Source organism: Citrobacter sp. Cpo126 (assembly GCF_030332445.1).
Lineage (GTDB): Bacteria > Pseudomonadota > Gammaproteobacteria > Enterobacterales > Enterobacteriaceae > Citrobacter > Citrobacter portucalensis.
The window spans coordinates 121724-142201 of the sequence record NZ_JAOWHT010000029.1 but is presented as its reverse complement, the minus strand read 5'-3'; the positions used below and the strand labels follow the sequence as shown (position 1 = coordinate 142201).

Sequence of the window (20478 nt, the reverse complement as noted above, 5' to 3'; positions counted from 1 at the left end):
GCTATGATAAAGCGTCTGAAAATGTTGCGAGGTATTGTTTTGAGTGCAGGACGCCTGAAGAAAAATGGCCTGGGTATCGTGATGTTGCTTTGTGTCGGTCTGCTGTTAGCAGGGTGTTCCGGGAGCAAGTCGTCTGATACAGGAAGTTATTCCGGCTCCGTGTATACCGTGAAGCGGGGGGATACGCTATACCGTATTTCGCGCGCTACCGGGACCAGCGTGAAAGAGATCGCCCGCCTGAATAATATTTCACCGCCCTATACCATTGAAGTAGGGCAAAAACTGAAGGTCAGCGGTGGCGCGAAAACCAGTTCTAACTCTGGCAAAACAACCAAGAAATCCTCAACCAAAACGGCAGCGGCCAGACCGTCTTCGTCCGTACCGCAGTCTTCATGGCCTCCGGTAGGGCAACGTTGCTGGCAGTGGCCTGCCAGCGGTAAGGTGATCCTGCCTTATTCAACCGCGGACGGCGGCAATAAAGGCATTGATATCTCGGCTGCGCGCGGTACACCGATTTATGCCGCCGGAGCCGGGAAGGTGGTTTACGTCGGTAATCAGCTGCGGGGCTATGGTAATCTCATCATGATTAAGCACAGTGAGGACTACATCACTGCGTATGCGCATAATGACACCATGCTGGTGAACAACGGTCAAAACGTGAAGGCCGGGCAGAAAATCGCGACGATGGGCAGCTCGGATGCGACTACGGTGCGGCTGCATTTCCAAATCCGCTACCGGGCGACGGCTATCGATCCGCTGCGTTATTTACCGCCGCAGGGCAGTAAGCCAAAATGCTGACGGTGAATTAATCGCCAGTCAGTGGGTAAGTCCCTTGCCAAGAAGAGCGTAAGGTTTATAATCCCTTACGCACTTTGATGCGGGCGTAGTTCAATGGTAGAACGAGAGCTTCCCAAGCTCTATACGAGGGTTCGATTCCCTTCGCCCGCTCCAAAATTCTCTCCCTGTAGTTAATCCTTAAAAACGTTAGATAGCGACACCGGAATCCGGTGGCAGCGTGTTGTTACCTTCACCCAGATTACGTTGTAGCAATACCGTGTCGAGCCATAGCCCATGTTTGAAGCCAATGTTTTTCAGTGTGCCGATTTGCGTAAATCCGGCCTGCTGATGGACTTTTAACGATCCCTGATTATTGCTGTCGCCGACGATGGCAATCAGTTGCCGATAACCCTGTGCTTCAGCCCAGCCAATCACATGACGCAGTAAGGCTTTTCCTACACCCTGACGCTGAGCCGTTGGAGCAATATAAATCGAATCCTCAAGGGTATAGCGGTAGGCATAGCGCTCGCGGTAGCGGGTGAGGTAGCAATACCCGATGACCTTATCTTCCTGCAGAGCGACGACCCACGGCAGCCCGAGGCTGCGGATTTTTTCCAGACGAGCAAGCATCTCGTGTGCATCCGGCGGGTCGGTTTCAAAGCTGCCGGTACCGTGAAGAACATGATGTGCATAGATATCGCGTATGGTGAGGATGTGCTTTTCTTCTGCGTTAACGATTTTCATTGACCGGCTCCCATTGGCGTCTTTGCCCAGATTACCTGAAAGACTGAGGGGAAGGTAAGTGCAAAAAATTATGCTTCTATCAGTTGCTTGTAATGCAAATAGGCTTGCATATTGTAAGGGGAAATAATTGATTGTGGTTGATATTGTCAATAGTACGCAAGGTTGGTAAATATATTAACAGGTAGAGTAATACACAATTATTCACGCACGTATTTGATTGAGTTTCCAAATACCAATTATGGTAGGTTTCGAAAAATGATAAATAAAGTTGTTTGATTTCAACGCATTGTTACTGTATCTAATTCTTCTTGCGCCTGTACCCTTATTTTCATTTCATTGGCCCTGTTTGAGCCCTAAAAATTAAGTTATATTTTGTTGTTAGCAGAGAGCCTATTATCAGATTTTTCTCTATTCACCTCTCAAAATAGTTACCATGCAAACAGTTGCGCGGTGTAGCTATGCTAACCAGCAATAGTAAGCATCGTCACATGATGTCACCGGGCAAACTTTGTTTAAATCCAGAATTCAATCCCAAGAGTATTAGGATTATTTAGTCTAAAATACTTTTTTGCCTAAGAATTTTCTTATTGCGTAGCCACGAACTACATGGAGTGATAAAATTCCCGAGTTTATGCCTCCTGTCCAACGATTAGAGGACGCGGTGCGGGTAGTCAATAAGACGAAAGAATTAATTGCTTCATAACCCTATTACGAAATAAGCGGCAGTGCATCTTACATGGTCGGCAACTGTCAGGGATTGACTGTAACTTATTGAAAACGCTTATTTTTACTCTGATGTAAGATATAAGGGCAGATATGTTCAGTATGCGTCGACATGCCAACTTCATTAAACGTTTTAAGTCTGTAAGCTGTTTATTTACGGCAAGCATTCTTTTCCCTATGCAAATCTCTGCTGCGGTATCAGATTATGATGCTTTGGTTATTGAAGCGCGGGGAGGGAATAGTGCGCCGCTATTGCGCTACCTTGAGGATCAGGGAAAGAAAAGTGCGCTAACGCCAAATCAGGTTGCCGACTGGTTGCAAGTTTCTGGTTGGGTCGATAACAACGATAAAACAACCATTCAAATCTGGCAGCGGTATCGTGGGCAGATGGATGTGCCTGCGCGCGGCAAAGTCGCCGCTGCACGTGCGTACCGTAACCAGAAAAACTGGAATGATTCATTGGCGGTGTGGGAAAGCGTTTTACAGGAAGAGCCTGATAACGTGGATGTACGCACCGGCTGGATAATGACGTTGGCGGATGCGCGCTACAATCAGCAAGCCCTTACTGAAGCGAATAAATGGGCGCAGGCGCATCCGGGCGCAGACTCCGACGCACTGCTTGCCTACGTATATCATTCTCAAGGGAAAAACTGGGATGCACTGTTGGTTGCCAGCCAGGCGGATGATGTTGATCCAGGCAACAAAAATGCAAAATCCACGCTGCTATCTGCGCTGTCGGCGAACCGCGTTTCCGGACCCGCTTTAAATATTGCGGAGGTCGTTCCCACTGCTGATCCAGTGAAGCGCCGTCTTGAGCTTGATGCGGCGGCTGAAATGGTACGCTCCTCCTATACGTCCGCACGTAATGAAGAAGAACGGTTTATCGTGGCCGATAAAGCGCTGGCCCGTTATGACCAGTTGCTGGCGGCCTGGAAAGATGAGCCGTCTGCGCAGAATGATGTCCGTCGGGCGAGAATTGACCGTATGGGTGCCTTGTTGGTGCGTAAGCGTACTGCCGAAGTGATTGATGAGTATGAGTCCCTTTCTGCAAGCGGCGAAGTACCAAACTATGCAAAACGCTGGGTGGCATCAGCATGGTTAAGCGAACGTCAGCCGGAAAAAACCGAAGCGATGCTGGCGAGCATTTACTACCCGAATGGACCTATCCCGGTGACGCCGCTCAGTCCTGAGGATCAACAAGATCTGTTCTACGCGCACATTGATAATGAAAACTTCGATGCTGCCAAAAAACAAGTTGATGATTTGATCAAAGAGAGTCCGTATCTGCGGCGTATCTATGGCTCGCCAACGCCGCAGCCTAACGATAACTGGCTGCTCGGACAGTCGCTACTGACGCAATATCATATCGCTGCCAATGAACTGCCAGAGGCAGAAAAGCTCGCAGAGCATCTGGCACGAACAGGCTCTGGTAACCAGGGATTGCGCATATCTTATGCCTCTGTGCTTGAAGCGCGTGGATTGCCGCATGCGGCGGAGAAAGAGCTTAAGCTGGCGGAAGTCATTGAGCCAAGCAACCTGGAGCTGGAACGTCAGCAGGCTTACGTTGCACTGGATCTTCAGGAGTGGAAACAGGCAGATGAACTGACGGATGACGTTATTGCCCGTAGCCCGGATGATGAAGCGACGCTACGCCTCGCGCGTATTCGTGATGTCCACAAAATGTCGGAAGTGCGCATTAGCGGAACGCAGGGGATCTCGTCCGATAGCCCGGTCAGCGGTAAGAATGACTTCAACATCAACACGGCTATTTACAGTCCGCCGATTAATGACAACTGGCGACTGTTTACCGGATTCAACTTCGCTACCGGTGAATTTGAGGAAGGGAAGGGCATCAGCCGCGATCTGGCGGCGGGGGCAGAATGGACTTCCCGTGATTACTGGGCGGAAATGGAAGTGTCAGGCCGAAATTATGGCGATGGTCAGAAGATTGGCGGGCGTCTATCCGGCTGGCATGACTTTAATGACAACTGGCGCGTTGGTGGGTCGGCCGAACGCCTCTCTCGCAATACCCCGTTGCGCGCGCTGCGTAGTGGCGTGTATGCCAACGGCGGCGATATGTTTGTTCGCTGGTATCAAAACGAACGACGTGAATATCAACTGTCGTTTGCCGCATCACATTTCTCGGACGGTAACGATCGCATCGAATATGGACTCAGCGGAAAAGAGCGCATGTGGACCACGCCGCGCTTCACGCTGGACTTTACGCCGGGTATCGGCGGGAGCACCAACACCAAAGAGAATGTGCCGTATTACAACCCGAAGAGTGATTTTTCCGTTGTCCCTGGCTTGAGCGCGGAGCAGGTTCTTTACCGCCACTATGATACCGTCTGGACGCAGCAAGGCCTGGCAGGCGTAGGTGGCTACTGGCAGCAAGGTGAAGATGCAGGTGCTATCGTCCAGGTGGGATACGGCCAACGGCTTAAATGGAACAACGTCGTAGATGGCGGGGTGATGCTGATTTGGGATAAACGCCCCTATGACGGTAAACGTGAGCGGAATATCTCCCTCGCTTTCGATTTAAATGTCAGGTTTTAAGGATTGTTCATGCTGAAAAGATGCCTGTGGCTTAGCGCATTAATCGCTGGCTGGTTGATGATTACCGCGTGCAGCAGCGCGCACAATACAACGCCTCGCTATGTTCCTCCCGCAGAGAGAACACCGCTGACGGCGGATCATCCGTGGCCGAAAAATAGCTTTCTGGTGCTCGGCTACCATGATGTGGAGGATGGTGCAGCCGACCAGCGCTACCTCTCTGTGCGTACCAGCGCGTTGAGCGACCAAATGGCCTGGCTGCGTGATAATGGCTATCAGCCGATCAGCGTGCAGCAAATTCTGGACGCCCATGACGGTAAAATTGTACTGCCGGAAAAAGCGGTATTACTCACCTTTGACGACGGATATAGCAGTTTTTATACCCGCGTCTGGCCATTGCTGAAAGCCTACAACTGGCCTGCACTCTGGGCACCAGTAGGCAGTTGGGTTGATGCGCCAGCCAACAAAAAAGTCGATTTTGGCGGCTTAATGACCGCGCGAGATAAATTCGCCACCTGGAAAATGGTCGAAGAAATGGGCAAGTCGCCGTTGGTAGAAGTCGGTGCGCACACCTGGAACTCGCACTTTGGCGCTGAGGCCAACCCGCAGGGGAGTAAAGAGCCCGCTGTGGCGAACCGCCTGTATGATAAGAAAACCGGCACTTACGAAACGGACGAACAGTACACGCGACGTATAAACACGGATATCTCTCTGATCACTAACAAGATCAAAGCGGTGACCGCCAAATCGCCGCGCGCGTGGGTATGGCCTTACGGCGCAGCCAACGGTACAACGTTAAACCTGGCCAAAGAGCATGGCTATAAGATGGCCTTTACGCTTAATGAAGGGTTGGCAAATGCCGCGTTTCTCGATGATATTCCGCGCGTGCTGATTTCTGATAACCCATCCCTTAAGCGCTTTGCCAGTCAGGTCGCTCAGGTCCGTGAACCACAGACGATGCGCGTGATGCATGTCGATCTGGATTACGTGTATGACAAAGACCCTGCTCAGCAGAAGCGAAATATCGATAAGCTGATCCAGCGCGTTTATGACATGCGTATTTCTCATGTCTTCCTGCAGGCGTACGCCGATCCGCAGGGCGACGGGAATATTCGCGAACTCTATTTCCCCAACCGCTGGCTGCCGATGCGTGCCGATCTCTTTAACTATATCTCCTGGCAGTTACAAACGCGGGCAGGGGTGACGGTGTATGCCTGGATGCCGGTTCTGGCTTTCGATCTCGACGCGTCCATTCCACGCGTAACCGCATGGGATCCGAAAACGGGACGCACTGCTATCAATCACGAGAACTATGTTCGTCTCTCGCCCTGGGACAGCGAAGCGCGCAAACGCATCACTGAAATCTATGAAGACCTGGCGAAGCACGCCAGCTTCAAAGGTATTTTGTTCCATGACGATGCTTTCCTGACGGATTTTGAAGATGCGTCACCGGAGGCGTTAGCCGCCTACCGTGCCGCAGGGCTTCCGGGCAGTATCGAGCAAATACGTAATAATCCTCAGGCGTTCGAGCGCTGGACTCGCCTGAAAAGTAAGATGCTGATTGACTTCACCAAACAACTGACCCGGACGGTGCGTAATATTCGCGGTCCACAGGTGCAAACTGCGCGCAATATTTACGCCATGCCGGTACTGGAGCCTGAAAGTGAAGCCTGGTTTGCACAAAACCTGAATGATTTCCTCAATACCTATGACTGGACGGCGCCGATGGCGATGCCATTCATGGAACAGATCCCGGCCAATGATGCCAACGCATGGCTTGACCGACTGGTGAATGCCGTTGCACAAACCCCTGGGGCGCTGGATAAAACCGTGTTTGAACTGCAGGCACGAGACTGGCGTAAATCCGGGGATCAGGCTGAAATCAGCGGAAAACAAATAGCCGAATGGATGCGCCAGCTGAAATTAAGCGGTGCAGGTAACTACGGCTATTACCCGGATGATTTCATCAGCGACAAACCTGAGATGTCAGAGATTCGCTCGACGTTCTCCTCATACTGGTATCCGCAAAAATGACCGATCGCATTATTGCTTTCCTGATACTTTGCCTGATGTTCAGCCTGCCGTTTGGCGTGGCTGTCATCTTTACGGGTGAAGTGATGTTGAACTTCGTCTTCTTCTGGCCATTGTTCATGTCTGCTTTGTGGATAAGCGGCGGGGTCTATTTCTGGTTTTACCGTGAACGTCACTGGAAATGGGGAGATGACACGCCACCACCGACCCTGCCGGGGAATCCACTGGTTTCCATTCTGATCCCCTGTTTTAACGAAGGGATCAACGCGCGTGAAACCATTGAGGCAGCACTGGCACAGCGATATAAGAATATCGAAGTGATCGCCATCAACGATGGCTCGACGGATGACACTCACGACGTGCTGGAACAACTGGCAGTGGAATACCCCAGCCTGCGGGTGATTCATCTGGCTGAAAACCAGGGTAAAGCGCTGGCGCTCAAGACCGGTGCAGCCGCTGCGCGCAGTGATTACCTGGTGTGCATTGATGGCGATGCGTTACTGGATCGTGATGCCGTTGCCTATATTGTGGCCCCGCTGATCCAGTTCCCGCGCGTTGGTGCAGTGACGGGGAACCCGCGTATTCGAACCCGCTCTACGTTAATCGGTCGTGTGCAGGTCGGTGAGTTCTCTTCCATTATCGGCTTAATTAAGCGTACTCAGCGAGTCTATGGGCAGATCTTTACCGTTTCCGGCGTAGTTGCGGCGTTTCGTCGTCGCGCGTTGGCCGAGGTCGGTTACTGGAGCCCGGACATGATCACCGAAGATATCGATATCAGCTGGAAGCTGCAATTGCGCCACTGGTCGGTATTCTTTGAGCCGCGCGCACTGTGCTGGATCCTGATGCCTGAAACATTAAAAGGGCTATGGAAGCAGCGTTTGCGCTGGGCGCAGGGTGGTGCAGAGGTGTTTATCGTTAACATGCGTCGTCTGTGGTCGTGGGAGTTCCGCCGCATGTGGCCGCTGTTTCTTGAGTTCTGTTTTTCTACCGCCTGGTCGTTTGCCTATGCGATCAGTATCGTGCTGTTCCTGTTAGGGCTGATGATCCCGATGCCGGACTCGCTGTATGTACAGCATCTGTTCCCGCCAGCCTTTACCGGGCTTATTCTCGGTGTGGTCTGCTTAATACAGTTTGCGGTGAGTCTGATGATTGAACGACGCTATGAAAAAGGCATTGGCGCCTCGTTGTTCTGGATTATCTGGTTCCCGGTGGTGTACTGGATGCTAAGCCTGTTCACTACGCTGGTGGCTTTCCCGAAAGTGATGCTTAAACGCAAACGCGGCAGGGCGCGCTGGGTGAGTCCTGACCGTGGAATTGGGAGGATCGAATCATGAACCAGCCACTGATCTTCACGGAGCGGCGTTTGCTGCCGCGCATCATCGATGTGTTGTTGACGGCCATCGCATGGGTTGGATTTATCTATTTGATCTATAAAGGGCTGATCACAGCCCTGGCGCATTCACCGTATATGGGGGTGCGACCCTTTTTCACCACGCTGGATACGGTCACGTTTTATATCCTTGTCGCCCTGGTCAACGGCCTGGTGCTGATTGGCTGGGCGAAGTACAACCAGTTTCGTTTTCGGGTCGAACGCCGCAGTCGCAGACCCGGGCTTGAAGACCATGAGCTGGCAGAAAGTTTGCGTATTACTCGGGAGCTGGTTACGGAACTGAACAAGGCGAGGGTGCTGACGGTCCACCATCATGAGAATGGCGAAATCAGTCATATCGATGTGGACAGGGATATTGCCGATAACCGCCTCCCGCCGCCGACGCCAGCGATGTTGGAGTATTTGCCGCCAGAGCCGCAGCCGTCGATACAGAAAAAGCCTGAATGATATTTCTGCTTTCAGCCGCTTCCTTCAGCCTCGCATAGGTCTATGATTAGACCCAGACAATAAAAAAATGCGAGGCAATGTCGTGGATAAGGAACTACTGGATGCAGGTTACCGGGCCTATACTGGCGAGAAGATTGACGTCTACTTCAACACGGCGATGTGTCAGCATTCGGGCAATTGCGTGCGGGGAAGCTCGAAGCTGTTTAACCTGAAACGTAAACCGTGGATTATTCCGGATGAAGTGGACGTTGCCACGGTCATCAAGGTCATCGATACCTGTCCGAGCGGTGCGCTGAAATATCGCCAAAAATGAGTGAGGGAAGCATGGAAATTCTTGCAGGCCATAACAAGTTTTATGTCAATGATGCTGAGGGCAACCAGGTTGCCGAGATTGTTTTCGTGCCGACGGGCGAGCATCTGAGCATCATTGAACATACCGATGTCGATCCCAGTCTGAAAGGTCAGGGCGTCGGCAAACTGCTGGTGGCGAAAGTGGTAGAGAAGATGCGCGCTGAAAACCGCAAAGTTATTCCGCTGTGCCCGTTTGCCAAACATGAATTTGATAAAACCCGCGAGTACGACGATATCCGCGCCTGATTATCTTATATGCACTGGAAGGTATAACAGCCATCCGGTGCATCACGCTCGATGCAGTAAATCCTGATAAATCCCCGTCAGTATCCCTTGCGGGCCAAACTCTTTTTTAATCCACTGAGTGACACGACCGGTTGCCGAATGCTGGGTTGCCAAAAGCATTCGTGAATCCTGACGTGGGTTGTGGATCTGCCGTGTCACCAGCAACGACTTTTCCATCGCCTCGCGCACCATATAGTCTGGCAGAAAACCGATGCCCTCCCCCAGGATCTGGCACTGGCACTTGGTATTAAAATCGGGAACCAGAATCGACTCTTGACCGTGTAACAGCCAACCGACTTTTTTGTTGATGGTGTGCGCGGTGTCTTCCACCATGATGTTCGGGTACAGGCGTAGTTGGCTCTCAGAGATGGGTTCAGGCATAAACGCCAGCGGATGATCCGGGGCAATCGCGAACGACCAACGGATCGCGCCGATCTCGGTGTAATCAATTCCGCCGCCGTCCAGTAATGTATCGGGCGCGCCAATGGCGATATTGGCCAGGTTATTGATGATCGAATCCCAGACGCCGTTATACACCTCTGTAGTGACGGTTATCTGGCAGGTTGGAAACTGTTTCTTGAGTACCTGCAGCAGCCTCGCCGTATGTTGAGGGGTATACAACAGCTGGTTAATGCAGATGCGCACCCGAGCCTCAATTCCCTGAGCGATGGTATCAATGCTGCGCTTGATGGCGTGGAAATCGTTGAGCAGGTCGGTCGCCTTGCGAAACAGGTAACGCCCGGACTCGGTCAGCTCAATGCTGCGAGTACTGCGGGTAAACAGCACCACGTCGAGACCCATTTCCATGCGCTTAATGGTGTAACTAATTGCCGATGTGGTTAAGCCAAGCTCCTCCGCCGCCTTGCTGAAACTGCTATAGCGGGCAGCCATCGTAAATGCCAGTAGGTTTTCCTCGGTAAATATTGAATTCATCTTTCTCCCCTCCGGCGACAATGCGCATCCGCAACACGATGATTGTTGAATGTATTTGTAATCCTTATACAGAGCAATCAGTTTTGAACAGAATTTAACACTAGTTTTACATTTGATTTGAAGGCAATCACACTTCTGTATTTTAATTGCAGGCCGCTATCCGTGCAGCATACCGCCTGATTTCCCGGACTACTGATTAGTGGCTAAAAGGGCCCCAGCCATAAGGGAAAGATTGCACTACAGCACGTTTTGTTCTCATTGTTAAAATTGATTCAATAATCGATGCGCTAACGATGAATGAAATTTAAGCGGATGTTATTCTCTGCACTCTATTGCTATTCTCAGGTTATCGGATATTTAAAAAGTCTAAAAAACTGCAGGAGAGCAATTATGTCAGAGAAAGAACTCATTACTGAATTTCTGCTGGCGGCAGAGCAGGGCAATGCCGATGGATTAAAATCCTGTCTGGCAAAAAATGTGGATATTAACGCCACCAACCGCCAGGGGCGTACTGCCATTATTATTGCCAGCCTGAATAAACATTATGACTGTGTTTCTTTATTGATTGCTGCGGGTGCCGATATTAATAAACAAGATCAAACTTGTTTTAACCCCTTCCTGATTAGCTGCCTGACTAATGATTTAACGCTGTTGCGTACGGTATTACCGGCTGACCCTGACCTCAATTGCCTGAGCCGTTTTGGCGGCGTTGGTATTACACCTGCCAGCGAAAAAGGTCATGTCGAGATCGTGCGCGAACTACTGCTGCGTACCGATATCAATGTCAACCATACTAATTTTGTTGGCTGGACGCCGCTCCTGGAAGCCATCGTGCTAAATGACGGCGGTGCGAAGCAGCAGGAGATCGTTAAGCTGCTGCTCGACCATGGCGCAAACCCACACATGACGGATAAATACGGTAAAACCCCGCTGGAACTGGCGCGAGAGAAAGGGTACCACGAAATTGCCGAGCTGCTGATTGCGGCCGGAGCCTGACACAGGAGCGCCATTATCGCTACGCCATCACGGCGATGCGTACGGGCGCTAACCGCAGACAGCGCGTTTCTCACTTTCCGGGGAACGGGACGGGTTGAACAGGTTTTTTCCCACGCGGTAAACCTGTTGATACCCGAACAGCAGCGGCTGCTGACGTTACTGAGTGAAGATTGTGATAACGCACCTAACAGCTGTCGGTTGGCGCTGACGCATTGTGAAGACCTGTTTCACCCCGGTGAGCGGGTCAATTTTAGCGGGTCGGGAATAGTTGTTGGCAATGATAAATGGATAGAAACCGCCGGTTGCCAGCTGTGGCGAATACCACGGTGGACATCTGATGCAGCAAGCCTTGCCGCAGTCGGCTGGCAGCACTGGGAAGAGGTTATCCGCCAACAGCTAAAAAGCGACGACACATTATTTCTGTACCGGGGTGACAATCCGTTTTATCAGGAAATCACCCGTCAATTACTCAACCGCCGACAAACATTACTGACGGCGTTGCGTACAGGAGAAAATATTACTACGGCGGTCAGCCATTTAATTGGTTTGGGGATAGGGCTGACGCCCTCATCGGATGATTATTTAGTAGGCTTAAGCACCATTTTATTTATTCCCGGACATCCGCTGAGGAAATATAGAGACGATTTTTTAGCGGCATTGCAACGTGCAGGAAATAATACAACGCTACTTAGCAAAATAACGCTAGAGGAAGCATTTAATCAGCGTTATCGGGAAAGCATCGGACGGCTGCTGAACCAATTTATTACTGAGCAACAACTCGTTTCTACGCAATATATTACTGACATTAAAAATATCGGTTCAAGTTCTGGCTGCGACATGCTGTATGGCATGGCGGATGCCTGCGCCCTGAGCCACAGGTCCGGAGGGAATTATGTCGATCAGGATAGTTGTTAAAAAGAACACGTATTTTGATTCTGTCTCACTGATGTCTATCTCCACGCGCGCAAATAAGCTCGATGGCGTTGAGCAGGCGTTTGTGGCTATGGCGACAGAGATGAATAAGGGCGTGCTGAAGAATCTCGGCCTGCTGACGCCTGAGCTGGAAGAGGCGAAAAGTGGCGATCTGATGATTGTCATTAAAGGCGCCAGCGAGGCGGCGAACGACCAGACGCTGATGGCGATTGACGATCTGTTTACGCATAAAGAGCAGGGTGGCCAGCATGAATCGCGCTATGCCACGCTTGCCAGCGCGAAGAAGCATGTTCCTGAGAGCAATCTGGCGGTGATCTCGGTCAATGGCCTGTTTGCCGCGCGTGAAGCGCGCCAGGCGCTGCAAAATAACCTCAATGTGATGCTGTTCTCTGACAACGTCTCTCTTGAGGACGAGCTGGCGCTTAAGCAGCTGGCGCATGAAAAAGGACTGTTGATGATGGGGCCAGATTGCGGAACCGCCATCATTAACGGCGCGGCGCTGTGTTTTGGCAACGCGGTGCGTCGCGGCAACATCGGAATTATTGGTGCCTCCGGTACCGGCAGCCAGGAGCTGAGCGTACGCATTCACGAATTTGGCGGCGGAATTTCCCAGTTGATTGGCACAGGTGGACGCGATCTTAGCGAAAAGATTGGCGGCCTGATGATGCTTGACGCGATTGGCATGCTGGAGGCCGATCCACAAACTGAGATCATCGCACTTATCTCCAAACCGCCTGCGTCAGCGGTGGCGCGCAAGGTGCTGGAACGTGCGCGCGCCTGTCATAAGCCCGTGGTGGTGTGTTTCCTCGGACGTGAAGCCGCGCCTGCGGATGAAAAAGGCCTGCAGTTTGCCCGCGGTACTAAAGAGGCGGCGTTGAAAGCGGTACTGCTGACCGGCGTGAAAAAAGAGAGTCTGGATCTGCATCCGCTCAACTGGCCGCTGATTGAAGAGGTTCGCGCCCGTCTGACTCCACAGCAAAAGTACATCCGTGGCTTGTTCTGTGGCGGCACGTTGTGCGATGAGGCGATGTTTGCTGCCATGGAAAAACATGCCGAAGTTTACAGCAACATTCATCCGGATCCGGCATTCCGCCTGAAAGATCTCAACCGCAGCGTGGCGCATACCTTCCTCGATTTCGGTGATGACGATTTTACCAATGGCAAACCGCACCCGATGATCGATCCCACCAACCGCATTAGTCGTCTGTTACAGGAAGCGCGCGATCCTGAAGTTGGCGTGATCGTGATGGACTTCGTCCTTGGATTTGGATCGCATGAAGATCCGGTTGGCGTGATGCTCGATGCGATCGTTGAAGCCAAAGCGATCGCCGCCGCAGACGGTCGTCCGCTTGAGATCCTCGGCTATGTGCTGGGAACCGATCTTGATACGCCGTCGCTGGAAAAACAGTGTCAGATGCTGACCGACGCCGGGGTTATCTGGGCGAGCAGTAGCACCAACACCGGATTGCTGGCGCGTGAATTTATCTGTAAAGGGGAGGAAGCCTGATGAGCCAGACACTGTTTAACCAGCCGCTGAACGTGATTAACGTTGGTATCGCAATGTTCAGCGATGACCTGAAAAAGCAGAACGTACCGGTGACCCAGCTCGACTGGACGCCGCCGGGCCAGGGCAACATGCAGGTGGTAGCGGCACTGGACGACATTGCCGATTCACCGCTGGCAGACAAAATCGCGGCCGCTAACCAGCAGGCGCTGGAACGCATTATCCAGTCGCATCCGGTGCTGATTGGCTATGACCAGGCGATCAACGTCGTGCCGGGCATGACCCGTAACACCATCCTGCACGCCGGGCCGCCAATCCGCTGGGAAAAAATGTGCGGCGCAATGAAGGGGGCGGTAACCGGGGCGCTGGTCTTTGAAGGGCTGGCGAAAGATCTGGATGAAGCCGCGGAACTGGCCGCCTCGGGTGAAATCATCTTCTCTCCGTGCCACGAGCATGACTGTGTCGGCTCGATGGCGGGCGTGACGTCGGCATCGATGTTTATGCACATCGTCGAGAACAAAACCTATGGCAACCGCGCATATACCAATATGAGCGAGCAGATGGCGAAGATCCTGCGTATGGGCGCGAACGATCAGAGCGTTATCGATCGTTTGAACTGGATGCGCGATGTGCTGGGACCGATGCTGCGCGATGCTATGAAGCTGGCGGGCGAAATCGATCTGCGCCTGATGCTGGCGCAGGCATTGCACATGGGTGATGAGTGCCATAACCGCAACAACGCCGGGACGGCGCTGCTGATTCAGGCGCTGACGCCGTGGATTATTCAGACCGGCTATCCGGTTGAGCAGCAACGTGAGGTGTTCGAGTTCGTCCTTAGTAGTGATTACTTCTCCGGACCGACCTGGATGGCGATGTGTAAAGCCGCAATGGACGCTGCACACGGTATTGAATACAGCACCGTGGTGACGACGATGGCGCGCAACGGCGTTGAGTTCGGTCTGCGCATTAGCGGCTTACCGGGCCAGTGGTTTACCGGTCCGGCGCAGCAGGTGATTGGGCCGATGTTTGCGGGCTATAAGCCGGAAGATTCCGGACGTGATATCGGCGATAGCGCGATCACCGAAACCTACGGCATTGGCGGTTTCGCGATGGCGACGGCACCGGCCATCGTAGCGCTGGTGGGCGGTACGGTCGAAGAGGCCGTTGATTTCTCTCGCCAGATGCGAGAAATCACTCTCGGCGAAAACCCCAACGTCACCATTCCGCTGCTTGGTTTTATGGGCGTACCGACCGCTATCGACATTACGCGCGTGGGCAGCACCGGCATTTTGCCAGTGATCAACACCGCCATTGCGCACAAAGATGCGGGGATCGGCATGATCGGCGCCGGAATAGTTCACCCGCCGTTCGCCTGTTTTGAAAAGGCGATCCTCAACTGGCGCGACCACTACTGCCAATAACAATAACCGGGGCTAACGCGATTAGCCCCACAGTAGCGAAGCGAAAAACGTTGCTTACCTGCAGGGCTGGGCGATCTCCGCGATCGCAAACGATGCTTAACCTGTTAAGGATATTCCATGAACAGCATAAAACTAGAATGGAAACGTGGTGACTGGGCGGCTTACTTTGGGCTGATGACCAACAACCTGACTAACCTGCTGACAATGATGGGACTACTCATTTTTGTCGTCGGGATCCCTACCGAAATTGTCTATGGTCGCATTGCGCCTGCCTTTGGTCTGGCGGTGCTGGTGGCCAGCGTCTGCTACGCCTGGTTTGGCCTGCAGATGGCAAAGCACACCGGGCGTAACGACGTAACGGCGCTGCCGTCCGGACCGAGTGCACCGTCAATCTTCACCGTGACCTTCCTGGTGCTGATGCCGGTTTATCAGCAAACCAAAGATGCCAACTTCGCTATCCAGATAGCCCTGGTGTGGTGCTTTGTCGAAGCGTTGATCCTGGTCGGCGGCTCCTTCCTGGGCGAGACCATCCGCAAGATGATCCCGCGTACGGTACTGCTTTCTTGTCTGTCCGGCCTGGGGCTGTTGCTGCTGGCGATGAACCCGATGCTGCAGGCATTCGAAGCGCCGACGGTTTCTTTCATCGTCCTGTTGCTGATCTTCATTAACTGGTTCGGTAAGAAGCCGATTTTTGCCCGTATTCCTACCGGTTTACTGCTGCTGATTGCCGGTACGGCCCTGGCGTGGATCTCCGGTTTACAAAGCCCGGAAGCCATTAAAGCTTCGATGTCTTCCTTTGGCTTCAACCCGCCGGAAATTCATGTCGACAGCTTCCTGCAAGGTTTACCGCACGCACTGCCGTATCTGGCTTCTGCAGTTCCTTTGGGCCTGGCGAACTATATTTTTGACCTGGAGAACATTGAAAGTGCGCACGCGGCGGGCGATGAGTACAACACCCGTAAGGTCATGATGGCGAACGGCTTTGCCTCCATGCTCGGCTGCATGCTGGGTAACCCGTTCCCGGTGACCGTATATGTTGGGCATGCGGGCTGGAAAGCGATGGGCGCCAGCATCGGCTATACCCTCGCTTCAGGCATCACCATGTTCCTGGTGCCGCTGTTTGGGTTGGGCGCGTTTATGCTCGCCATTATTCCGATGACCGCGATAGTGCCGATTCTGGTGTTTATCGGCGTGGTGACCGCCAACCAGGTGGTGCGAGAAACGCCCAAAGTCGAGGTTCCCGTTATCTTCATCTGTCTGTTCCCGTGGATCGCCAACTGGGCATTGACCATCGTCAACAGCGTGATGGGTGCCGCCGGAACATCCGCGGGGAAACTGGGTAGTGACTTGCTGCACAGCAAAGGTGTCTATTACGACGGACTGGTGCATCTGGGAAGCGGCGCACCGCTGGCCAGCATGCTGTGGGGCTGCGTCGCTATCTTCGCCATTATGAACAAGCCGTTACGCGGCGCGATTGCCGCAGCCTTTGGCGCGCTGTTATCGCTGTTTGGCGTGATTCACTCCCCGGCGGTTGGCTTTGCGGAAGGCAGCTCGATGATGTTTGTTGTGGCCTACCTGATGATGAGTGGCATGTTTGTCCTCAAGCATGTTCTTGATAGCCGTGAAGCGGTGACTGCGCCTGAGCAGGAACCAACGAAAACGACCTGAATTGCCTGCAAGCGGAAGATAACACTATGAAAGAACTTGTGGTCGTTGCCATTGGCGGCAACAGCATTATCAAAGATAACGCCAGCCAGTCGATTGAACACCAGGCTGAAGCGGTGAAAGCGGTAGCGGATACGGTGCTGGAGATGCTGGCATCGGACTACAACATTGTGCTGACGCACGGTAACGGGCCACAGGTAGGGCTGGATCTGCGGCGTGCGGAAATCGCGCACGAGCGTGAAGGGCTGCCGCTTACCCCGCTGGCAAACTGCGTTGCCGATACGCAGGGCGGTATCGGTTACCTGATCCAACAGGCGCTGAATAACCGTCTGGCGCGGCGCGGTGAGCAGAGGGCAGTTACGGTGGTCACGCAGGTGGAGGTCGACAAAAACGATCCGGGCTTCGCTAATCCGACCAAGCCCATTGGCGCGTTCTTTAGCGAAGTGCAGCGTGATGAACTGCAGCGGGTCAATCCGGGCTGGCGCTTTGTTGAGGATTCGGGGCGCGGCTACCGTCGGGTAGTCGCCTCTCCACAACCGAAGCGCATTGTCGAGGCGGAGGCGATCAAAACGCTGACCCAGCAAGGCTTTGTGGTTATTGGCGCGGGTGGCGGCGGGATCCCGGTGGTGCGTAGCGATCAAGGGGATTACCAGAGCGTGGACGCGGTGATTGATAAAGATCTCTCCACGGCGCTACTGGCGCAGGAGATCCGCGCCGACATTTTGGTGATCACCACCGGCGTCGAGCAGGTCTGTATTCATTTTGGCAAACCCAACCAGCAGGCGCTGGATACGGTGGATGTCGCAACGATGACCCGTTACATGCAGGAGGGACATTTCCCGCCTGGCAGCATGTTACCCAAGATCGTTGCCAGCCTGGCGTTTCTGGAGCGTGGCGGTAAACGAGTGATCATCACCACGCCGGAATGCCTGCCTGCCGCACTGCGCGGCGAAACGGGCACCCATATTGTCCATTCCTGAGAGGAGACGTGAATGAAGGAAAGTAACAGCCGCCGTGAATTTTTAAGCCAGAGCGGAAAAATGGTGACCGCTGCCGCGCTGTTTGGCGCGGTCGCTCCGGTCGCGTATGCTGCTAATCCTGTCGGGAACACCTGCGGGTCGAAGAGCACAATGACGATTAACGATAAACACTATTACCTGGATAACGTCCTGCTGGAAGCGGGCTTTGATTACGAAAACTCGGTGGTGGTGCACACCCGTACCGCGCTGCAAACCGTTGAAATCCAGGACGGAAAAATCGTTGCGCTGCGCGAGAATAAGCAGCATCCGGATGCGACGCTGCCCCACTATGATGCGGGTGGAAAGCTGATGCTGCCCGCCATGCGCGACATGCACATCCATCTGGATAAAACCTTTTACGGCGGTCCCTGGCGTTCGCTGAACCGTCCGGCGGGCACCACTATTCAGGATATGATCCGCTTGGAACAAAAGCTGCTGCCTGAACTCCAGCCTTATACGCAGGAGCGCGCAGAAAAGCTGATCGATCTGCTGCAATCAAAAGGCACCTCGATCGCCCGCAGCCACTGCAACATAGAACCGGTTTCCGGGCTGAAAAATCTCGAAAACCTGCAGGCGGTACTGGCGCGTCGTCAGCCGGGTTTTGCCTGTGAAATCGTGGCGTTTCCGCAGCATGGCCTGCTGTTATCAAAATCTGAACCGCTGATGCGCGAAGCGATGCAGGCGGGAGCGCATTATGTCGGCGGTCTGGACCCCACCAGCGTCGATGGAGCGATGGAAAAATCCCTCGACACCATGTTCCAGATTGCGCTGGATTACGATAAAGGCGTGGATATCCATTTGCATGAAACCAGCCCGGCGGGCGTGGCGGCAGTGAATTACATGGTGGAGACGGTGGAGAAAACGCCGCAGTTAAAGGGCAAACTGACCATCAGCCACGCGTTTGCGCTGGCAACGTTGAACGAACAGCAGGTGGATGCGCTGGCGGGCCGCATGGCGGCACAGCAGATTACCATTGCCTCGACGGTGCCGATCGGTACCTTGCACATGCCGCTCAAGCAGTTGCGCGATAAAGGCGTGGAAGTGATTACCGGAACCGACAGCGTAATTGATCACTGGTCGCCGTATGGGCTGGGCGACATGCTGGAAAAGGCAAATCTGTACGCCCAGCTCTATATTCGCCCCAATGAGCTTAACCTGTCGCGTGCGCTGTTTCTTGCCACCGGCGATGTGCTGCCGCTAAACGATAAAGGTGAGCGCGTCTGGCCAAAAGCGCAGGATGAAGCCAGCTTTGTGCTGGTGGATGCCTCCTGTTCGGCGGAAGCGGTCGCGCGAATTTCCCCACGCACCGCGACCTTCCATAAAGGGCAACTGGTGTGGGGGAGTGTCGAAAGCTAGCCTGGTTTTACGCGCAGCGGCAAGCGCTGCTGCGCTCTCTTGGTGTTAACCGACGATCCCCATATAGCCGTGAATCCCCATATATAAACCGACCATCGCAATGAGCACACTGGAAAAATAGGGGGCTTTGCGTGCCATCGTGTTAAATCCGCTCCAGCGTTTGGCCGCCTGCTGCACGCTGATTGCCGCTCCCACGCCCACCGTTACGAGCGTCAGCGCCAGCCCGAGGCTGAAGCACAGCACCATGGTCGCACCCAGCGTGAAGGCTTTGAGCTGGATGCAAATCAGCAGCACCGTAATGGCGGCTGGGCACGGGATAAGCCCGCCGGTCAGACCGAACAGTAATATTTGGCCGTTGGTGACCTCTTTGCCCGCAAAGCGGCGCTGAATATCGGTGGCATGCGCCCGTTCGTGGGCATCCTGATACTCTTTCGAGCCTTCGGTGAGTCCTGCCAGTGCGGCATGGTCGTGATTATGCTCGTGTTCGTGATGATGATGGTGATGATCGTCATCGTGGTCATGATGATGGTCGTCATGATCATGGTGGTGGTGATGCCCGTGATCGTGGTCGTGATGCGTCAGGGCCAGCCAGTTCTGCTCTCCCTGCCAGGTTCGCCAGAACATCCAGAATGCGGTCCCGAGAATAATAATCGCCGAGACAAACTGCAGCCAGGGCTCAACGGCCTGGGCAGTAAACGCTTTGCTGATATACATCCCACCGAGCGCAATCAGCCATACCACGGCGGTATGCGACAGCGTTGCTGCCAGCCCCAGCATCACCGCCTGTTTGATGGTCCCCTTAATGGCAATAATAAAGGCCGCCATCATCGTCTTGGAATGCCCCGGTTCCAGACCGTGCAACACACCCAATAGAATCGCGCTGGGAATGAAAAACCAGGCGTTACCTTGCTGAAGAAGCGTAGAAAACTCACCCATGAGAATGATTCTTAGTTGTTTAATTTCGCCTGATTCTACTCCCCCCCAGTATCAAATACTACCCCCCAGTAGAATGTCGATGGTATTGTCCCTACAGCCAGACGTTAAAAAGGTAAAGTTATGTCACATACGATCCGCGACAAACAAAAGCTGAAAACCCGAACCAGCAAGATTCAGGGGCAGGTAGCGGCGTTGAAAACCATGCTGGATGAACCGCATGAATGCGCGGCAGTATTGCAGCAAATAGCGGCGATCCGCGGGGCAGTAAACGGATTAATGCGTGAAGTGATTAAAGGTCATCTGACCGAGCACATTGTGCATCAGGGCGATGAAATTAAGCGCGAAGAGGATTTGGATGTGGTCCTGAAAGTGCTGGATTCGTACATCAAATAAGTCAGTTTAACGGCTCATCCG

The 20478-nt window shown here is 53.3% G+C and carries 18 protein-coding genes and 1 tRNA gene; 16 read left to right on the top strand and 3 right to left on the bottom strand.

Features of this window, described 5'->3' with window-relative positions; translation table 11 throughout:
- The first annotated feature begins 39 nt into the window (after positions 1–39).
- Positions 40–798: an amidase activator ActS gene (actS, locus tag OGY17_RS07405; protein ID WP_103285965.1), complete on the top strand. Its 759-nt coding sequence runs from the start codon at positions 40–42 to the stop codon at positions 796–798.
- 79 nt (positions 799–877) lie between these two features.
- Positions 878–951: transfer RNA gene (locus tag OGY17_RS07400), tRNA-Gly, on the top strand.
- Positions 952–984: 33 nt separating this feature from the next.
- Here OGY17_RS07400 and OGY17_RS07395 read toward each other — a convergent pair.
- The gene (locus OGY17_RS07395) at positions 985–1521 is read right to left on the bottom strand and encodes a GNAT family N-acetyltransferase (RefSeq protein ID WP_125363286.1); all 537 of its coding nucleotides are present in this window, start codon (positions 1519–1521) and stop codon (positions 985–987) included.
- A gap of 816 nt (positions 1522–2337) precedes the next feature.
- On the opposite strand from OGY17_RS07395, the gene pgaA reads away from it, so the two are divergent.
- The 6 genes from pgaA (at position 2338) to OGY17_RS07365 (ending at position 9262) form a co-directional block, all read left to right on the top strand.
- Entirely contained in the window at positions 2338–4800 is a 2463-nt protein-coding gene (pgaA, locus tag OGY17_RS07390; protein ID WP_048225437.1) for a poly-beta-1,6 N-acetyl-D-glucosamine export porin PgaA, read from the top strand.
- Positions 4801–4809: 9 nt separating this feature from the next.
- Positions 4810–6831: a poly-beta-1,6-N-acetyl-D-glucosamine N-deacetylase PgaB gene (pgaB, locus tag OGY17_RS07385; RefSeq protein ID WP_286606769.1), complete on the top strand. Its 2022-nt coding sequence runs from the start codon at positions 4810–4812 to the stop codon at positions 6829–6831.
- A complete protein-coding gene (gene pgaC / locus OGY17_RS07380; RefSeq protein WP_032944880.1) occupies positions 6828–8162 on the top strand; it encodes a poly-beta-1,6-N-acetyl-D-glucosamine synthase in 1335 nt (444 codons plus the stop codon). The genes pgaB and pgaC overlap by 4 nt, the downstream gene beginning before the upstream one ends.
- Positions 8159–8665: a poly-beta-1,6-N-acetyl-D-glucosamine biosynthesis protein PgaD gene (gene pgaD / locus OGY17_RS07375; protein WP_003825542.1), complete on the top strand. Its 507-nt coding sequence runs from the start codon at positions 8159–8161 to the stop codon at positions 8663–8665. The genes pgaC and pgaD overlap by 4 nt, the downstream gene beginning before the upstream one ends.
- A gap of 82 nt (positions 8666–8747) precedes the next feature.
- Positions 8748–8978, top strand: a complete 231-nt coding sequence (gene yjdI, locus OGY17_RS07370) for a 4Fe-4S mono-cluster protein YjdI (RefSeq protein ID WP_286606766.1) — start codon at positions 8748–8750, stop codon at positions 8976–8978.
- 11 nt (positions 8979–8989) lie between these two features.
- Entirely contained in the window at positions 8990–9262 is a 273-nt protein-coding gene (locus OGY17_RS07365) for a GNAT family N-acetyltransferase (RefSeq protein WP_016157396.1), read from the top strand.
- A gap of 42 nt (positions 9263–9304) precedes the next feature.
- Here the strand turns inward: OGY17_RS07365 and OGY17_RS07360 are convergent, their stop codons facing one another.
- Positions 9305–10234 (bottom strand): LysR substrate-binding domain-containing protein, encoded by a 930-nt coding sequence (locus tag OGY17_RS07360; protein WP_003825551.1) that lies wholly within the window; start codon positions 10232–10234, stop codon positions 9305–9307.
- Between the two features lie 390 nt (positions 10235–10624).
- Here OGY17_RS07360 and OGY17_RS07355 point away from each other — a divergent pair, with 390 nt between their 5' ends.
- The 7 genes from OGY17_RS07355 to OGY17_RS07325 all read left to right on the top strand — a co-directional run bounded on the left by OGY17_RS07355 (position 10625) and on the right by OGY17_RS07325 (position 19128).
- Complete coding sequence (locus OGY17_RS07355) at positions 10625–11230, top strand: ankyrin repeat domain-containing protein (protein ID WP_008785731.1); 606 nt, start codon at positions 10625–10627, stop codon at positions 11228–11230.
- Between the two features lie 15 nt (positions 11231–11245).
- Positions 11246–12145, top strand: a complete 900-nt coding sequence (locus OGY17_RS07350; protein WP_081003617.1) for an oxamate carbamoyltransferase subunit AllH family protein — start codon at positions 11246–11248, stop codon at positions 12143–12145.
- Positions 12123–13670 carry an acyl-CoA synthetase FdrA gene (gene fdrA, locus OGY17_RS07345; protein WP_191215422.1) on the top strand — a complete coding sequence of 516 codons (1548 nt, stop codon included), beginning with the start codon at positions 12123–12125 and terminating at the stop codon, positions 13668–13670. Before OGY17_RS07350 ends, fdrA begins: the two co-directional genes overlap by 23 nt.
- Positions 13670–15088, top strand: coding sequence for a YlbE family protein (locus OGY17_RS07340; RefSeq protein WP_191215423.1), 1419 nt, complete (start codon positions 13670–13672; stop codon positions 15086–15088). Before fdrA ends, OGY17_RS07340 begins: the two co-directional genes overlap by 1 nt.
- A gap of 117 nt (positions 15089–15205) precedes the next feature.
- Positions 15206–16756 carry a hypothetical protein gene (locus tag OGY17_RS07335; RefSeq protein ID WP_003825560.1) on the top strand — a complete coding sequence of 517 codons (1551 nt, stop codon included), beginning with the start codon at positions 15206–15208 and terminating at the stop codon, positions 16754–16756.
- A gap of 26 nt (positions 16757–16782) precedes the next feature.
- Positions 16783–17733 (top strand): carbamate kinase family protein, encoded by a 951-nt coding sequence (locus tag OGY17_RS07330; RefSeq protein ID WP_008785727.1) that lies wholly within the window; start codon positions 16783–16785, stop codon positions 17731–17733.
- Positions 17734–17745: 12 nt separating this feature from the next.
- Positions 17746–19128, top strand: coding sequence for an amidohydrolase family protein (locus OGY17_RS07325; RefSeq protein ID WP_191215424.1), 1383 nt, complete (start codon positions 17746–17748; stop codon positions 19126–19128).
- A gap of 45 nt (positions 19129–19173) precedes the next feature.
- Here the strand turns inward: OGY17_RS07325 and OGY17_RS07320 are convergent, their stop codons facing one another.
- Positions 19174–20064 (bottom strand): nickel/cobalt efflux protein RcnA, encoded by an 891-nt coding sequence (locus OGY17_RS07320; protein ID WP_191215425.1) that lies wholly within the window; start codon positions 20062–20064, stop codon positions 19174–19176.
- Positions 20065–20184: 120 nt separating this feature from the next.
- On the opposite strand from OGY17_RS07320, the gene rcnR reads away from it, so the two are divergent.
- On the top strand, positions 20185–20457 hold the full coding sequence (gene rcnR, locus OGY17_RS07315) for a Ni(II)/Co(II)-binding transcriptional repressor RcnR (RefSeq protein ID WP_191215426.1): 273 nt from the start codon (positions 20185–20187) through the stop codon (positions 20455–20457).
- The last annotated feature ends 21 nt before the right edge of the window (positions 20458–20478 follow it).

Coding starts and splice junctions, on each gene's coding strand:
- OGY17_RS07395 (WP_125363286.1), bottom strand. CDS start 1,521: ATGAAAATCGTTAACGCAGAAGAAAAGCACATCCTCACCATACGCGAT.
- pgaA (WP_048225437.1), top strand. CDS start 2,338: ATGTTCAGTATGCGTCGACATGCCAACTTCATTAAACGTTTTAAGTCT.
- pgaB (WP_286606769.1), top strand. CDS start 4,810: ATGCTGAAAAGATGCCTGTGGCTTAGCGCATTAATCGCTGGCTGGTTG.
- pgaC (WP_032944880.1), top strand. CDS start 6,828: ATGACCGATCGCATTATTGCTTTCCTGATACTTTGCCTGATGTTCAGC.
- pgaD (WP_003825542.1), top strand. CDS start 8,159: ATGAACCAGCCACTGATCTTCACGGAGCGGCGTTTGCTGCCGCGCATC.
- OGY17_RS07365 (WP_016157396.1), top strand. CDS start 8,990: ATGGAAATTCTTGCAGGCCATAACAAGTTTTATGTCAATGATGCTGAG.
- OGY17_RS07360 (WP_003825551.1), bottom strand. CDS start 10,234: ATGAATTCAATATTTACCGAGGAAAACCTACTGGCATTTACGATGGCT.
- OGY17_RS07355 (WP_008785731.1), top strand. CDS start 10,625: ATGTCAGAGAAAGAACTCATTACTGAATTTCTGCTGGCGGCAGAGCAG.
- fdrA (WP_191215422.1), top strand. CDS start 12,123: ATGTCGATCAGGATAGTTGTTAAAAAGAACACGTATTTTGATTCTGTC.
- OGY17_RS07340 (WP_191215423.1), top strand. CDS start 13,670: ATGAGCCAGACACTGTTTAACCAGCCGCTGAACGTGATTAACGTTGGT.
- OGY17_RS07335 (WP_003825560.1), top strand. CDS start 15,206: ATGAACAGCATAAAACTAGAATGGAAACGTGGTGACTGGGCGGCTTAC.
- OGY17_RS07330 (WP_008785727.1), top strand. CDS start 16,783: ATGAAAGAACTTGTGGTCGTTGCCATTGGCGGCAACAGCATTATCAAA.
- OGY17_RS07325 (WP_191215424.1), top strand. CDS start 17,746: ATGAAGGAAAGTAACAGCCGCCGTGAATTTTTAAGCCAGAGCGGAAAA.
- OGY17_RS07320 (WP_191215425.1), bottom strand. CDS start 20,064: ATGGGTGAGTTTTCTACGCTTCTTCAGCAAGGTAACGCCTGGTTTTTC.
- rcnR (WP_191215426.1), top strand. CDS start 20,185: ATGTCACATACGATCCGCGACAAACAAAAGCTGAAAACCCGAACCAGC.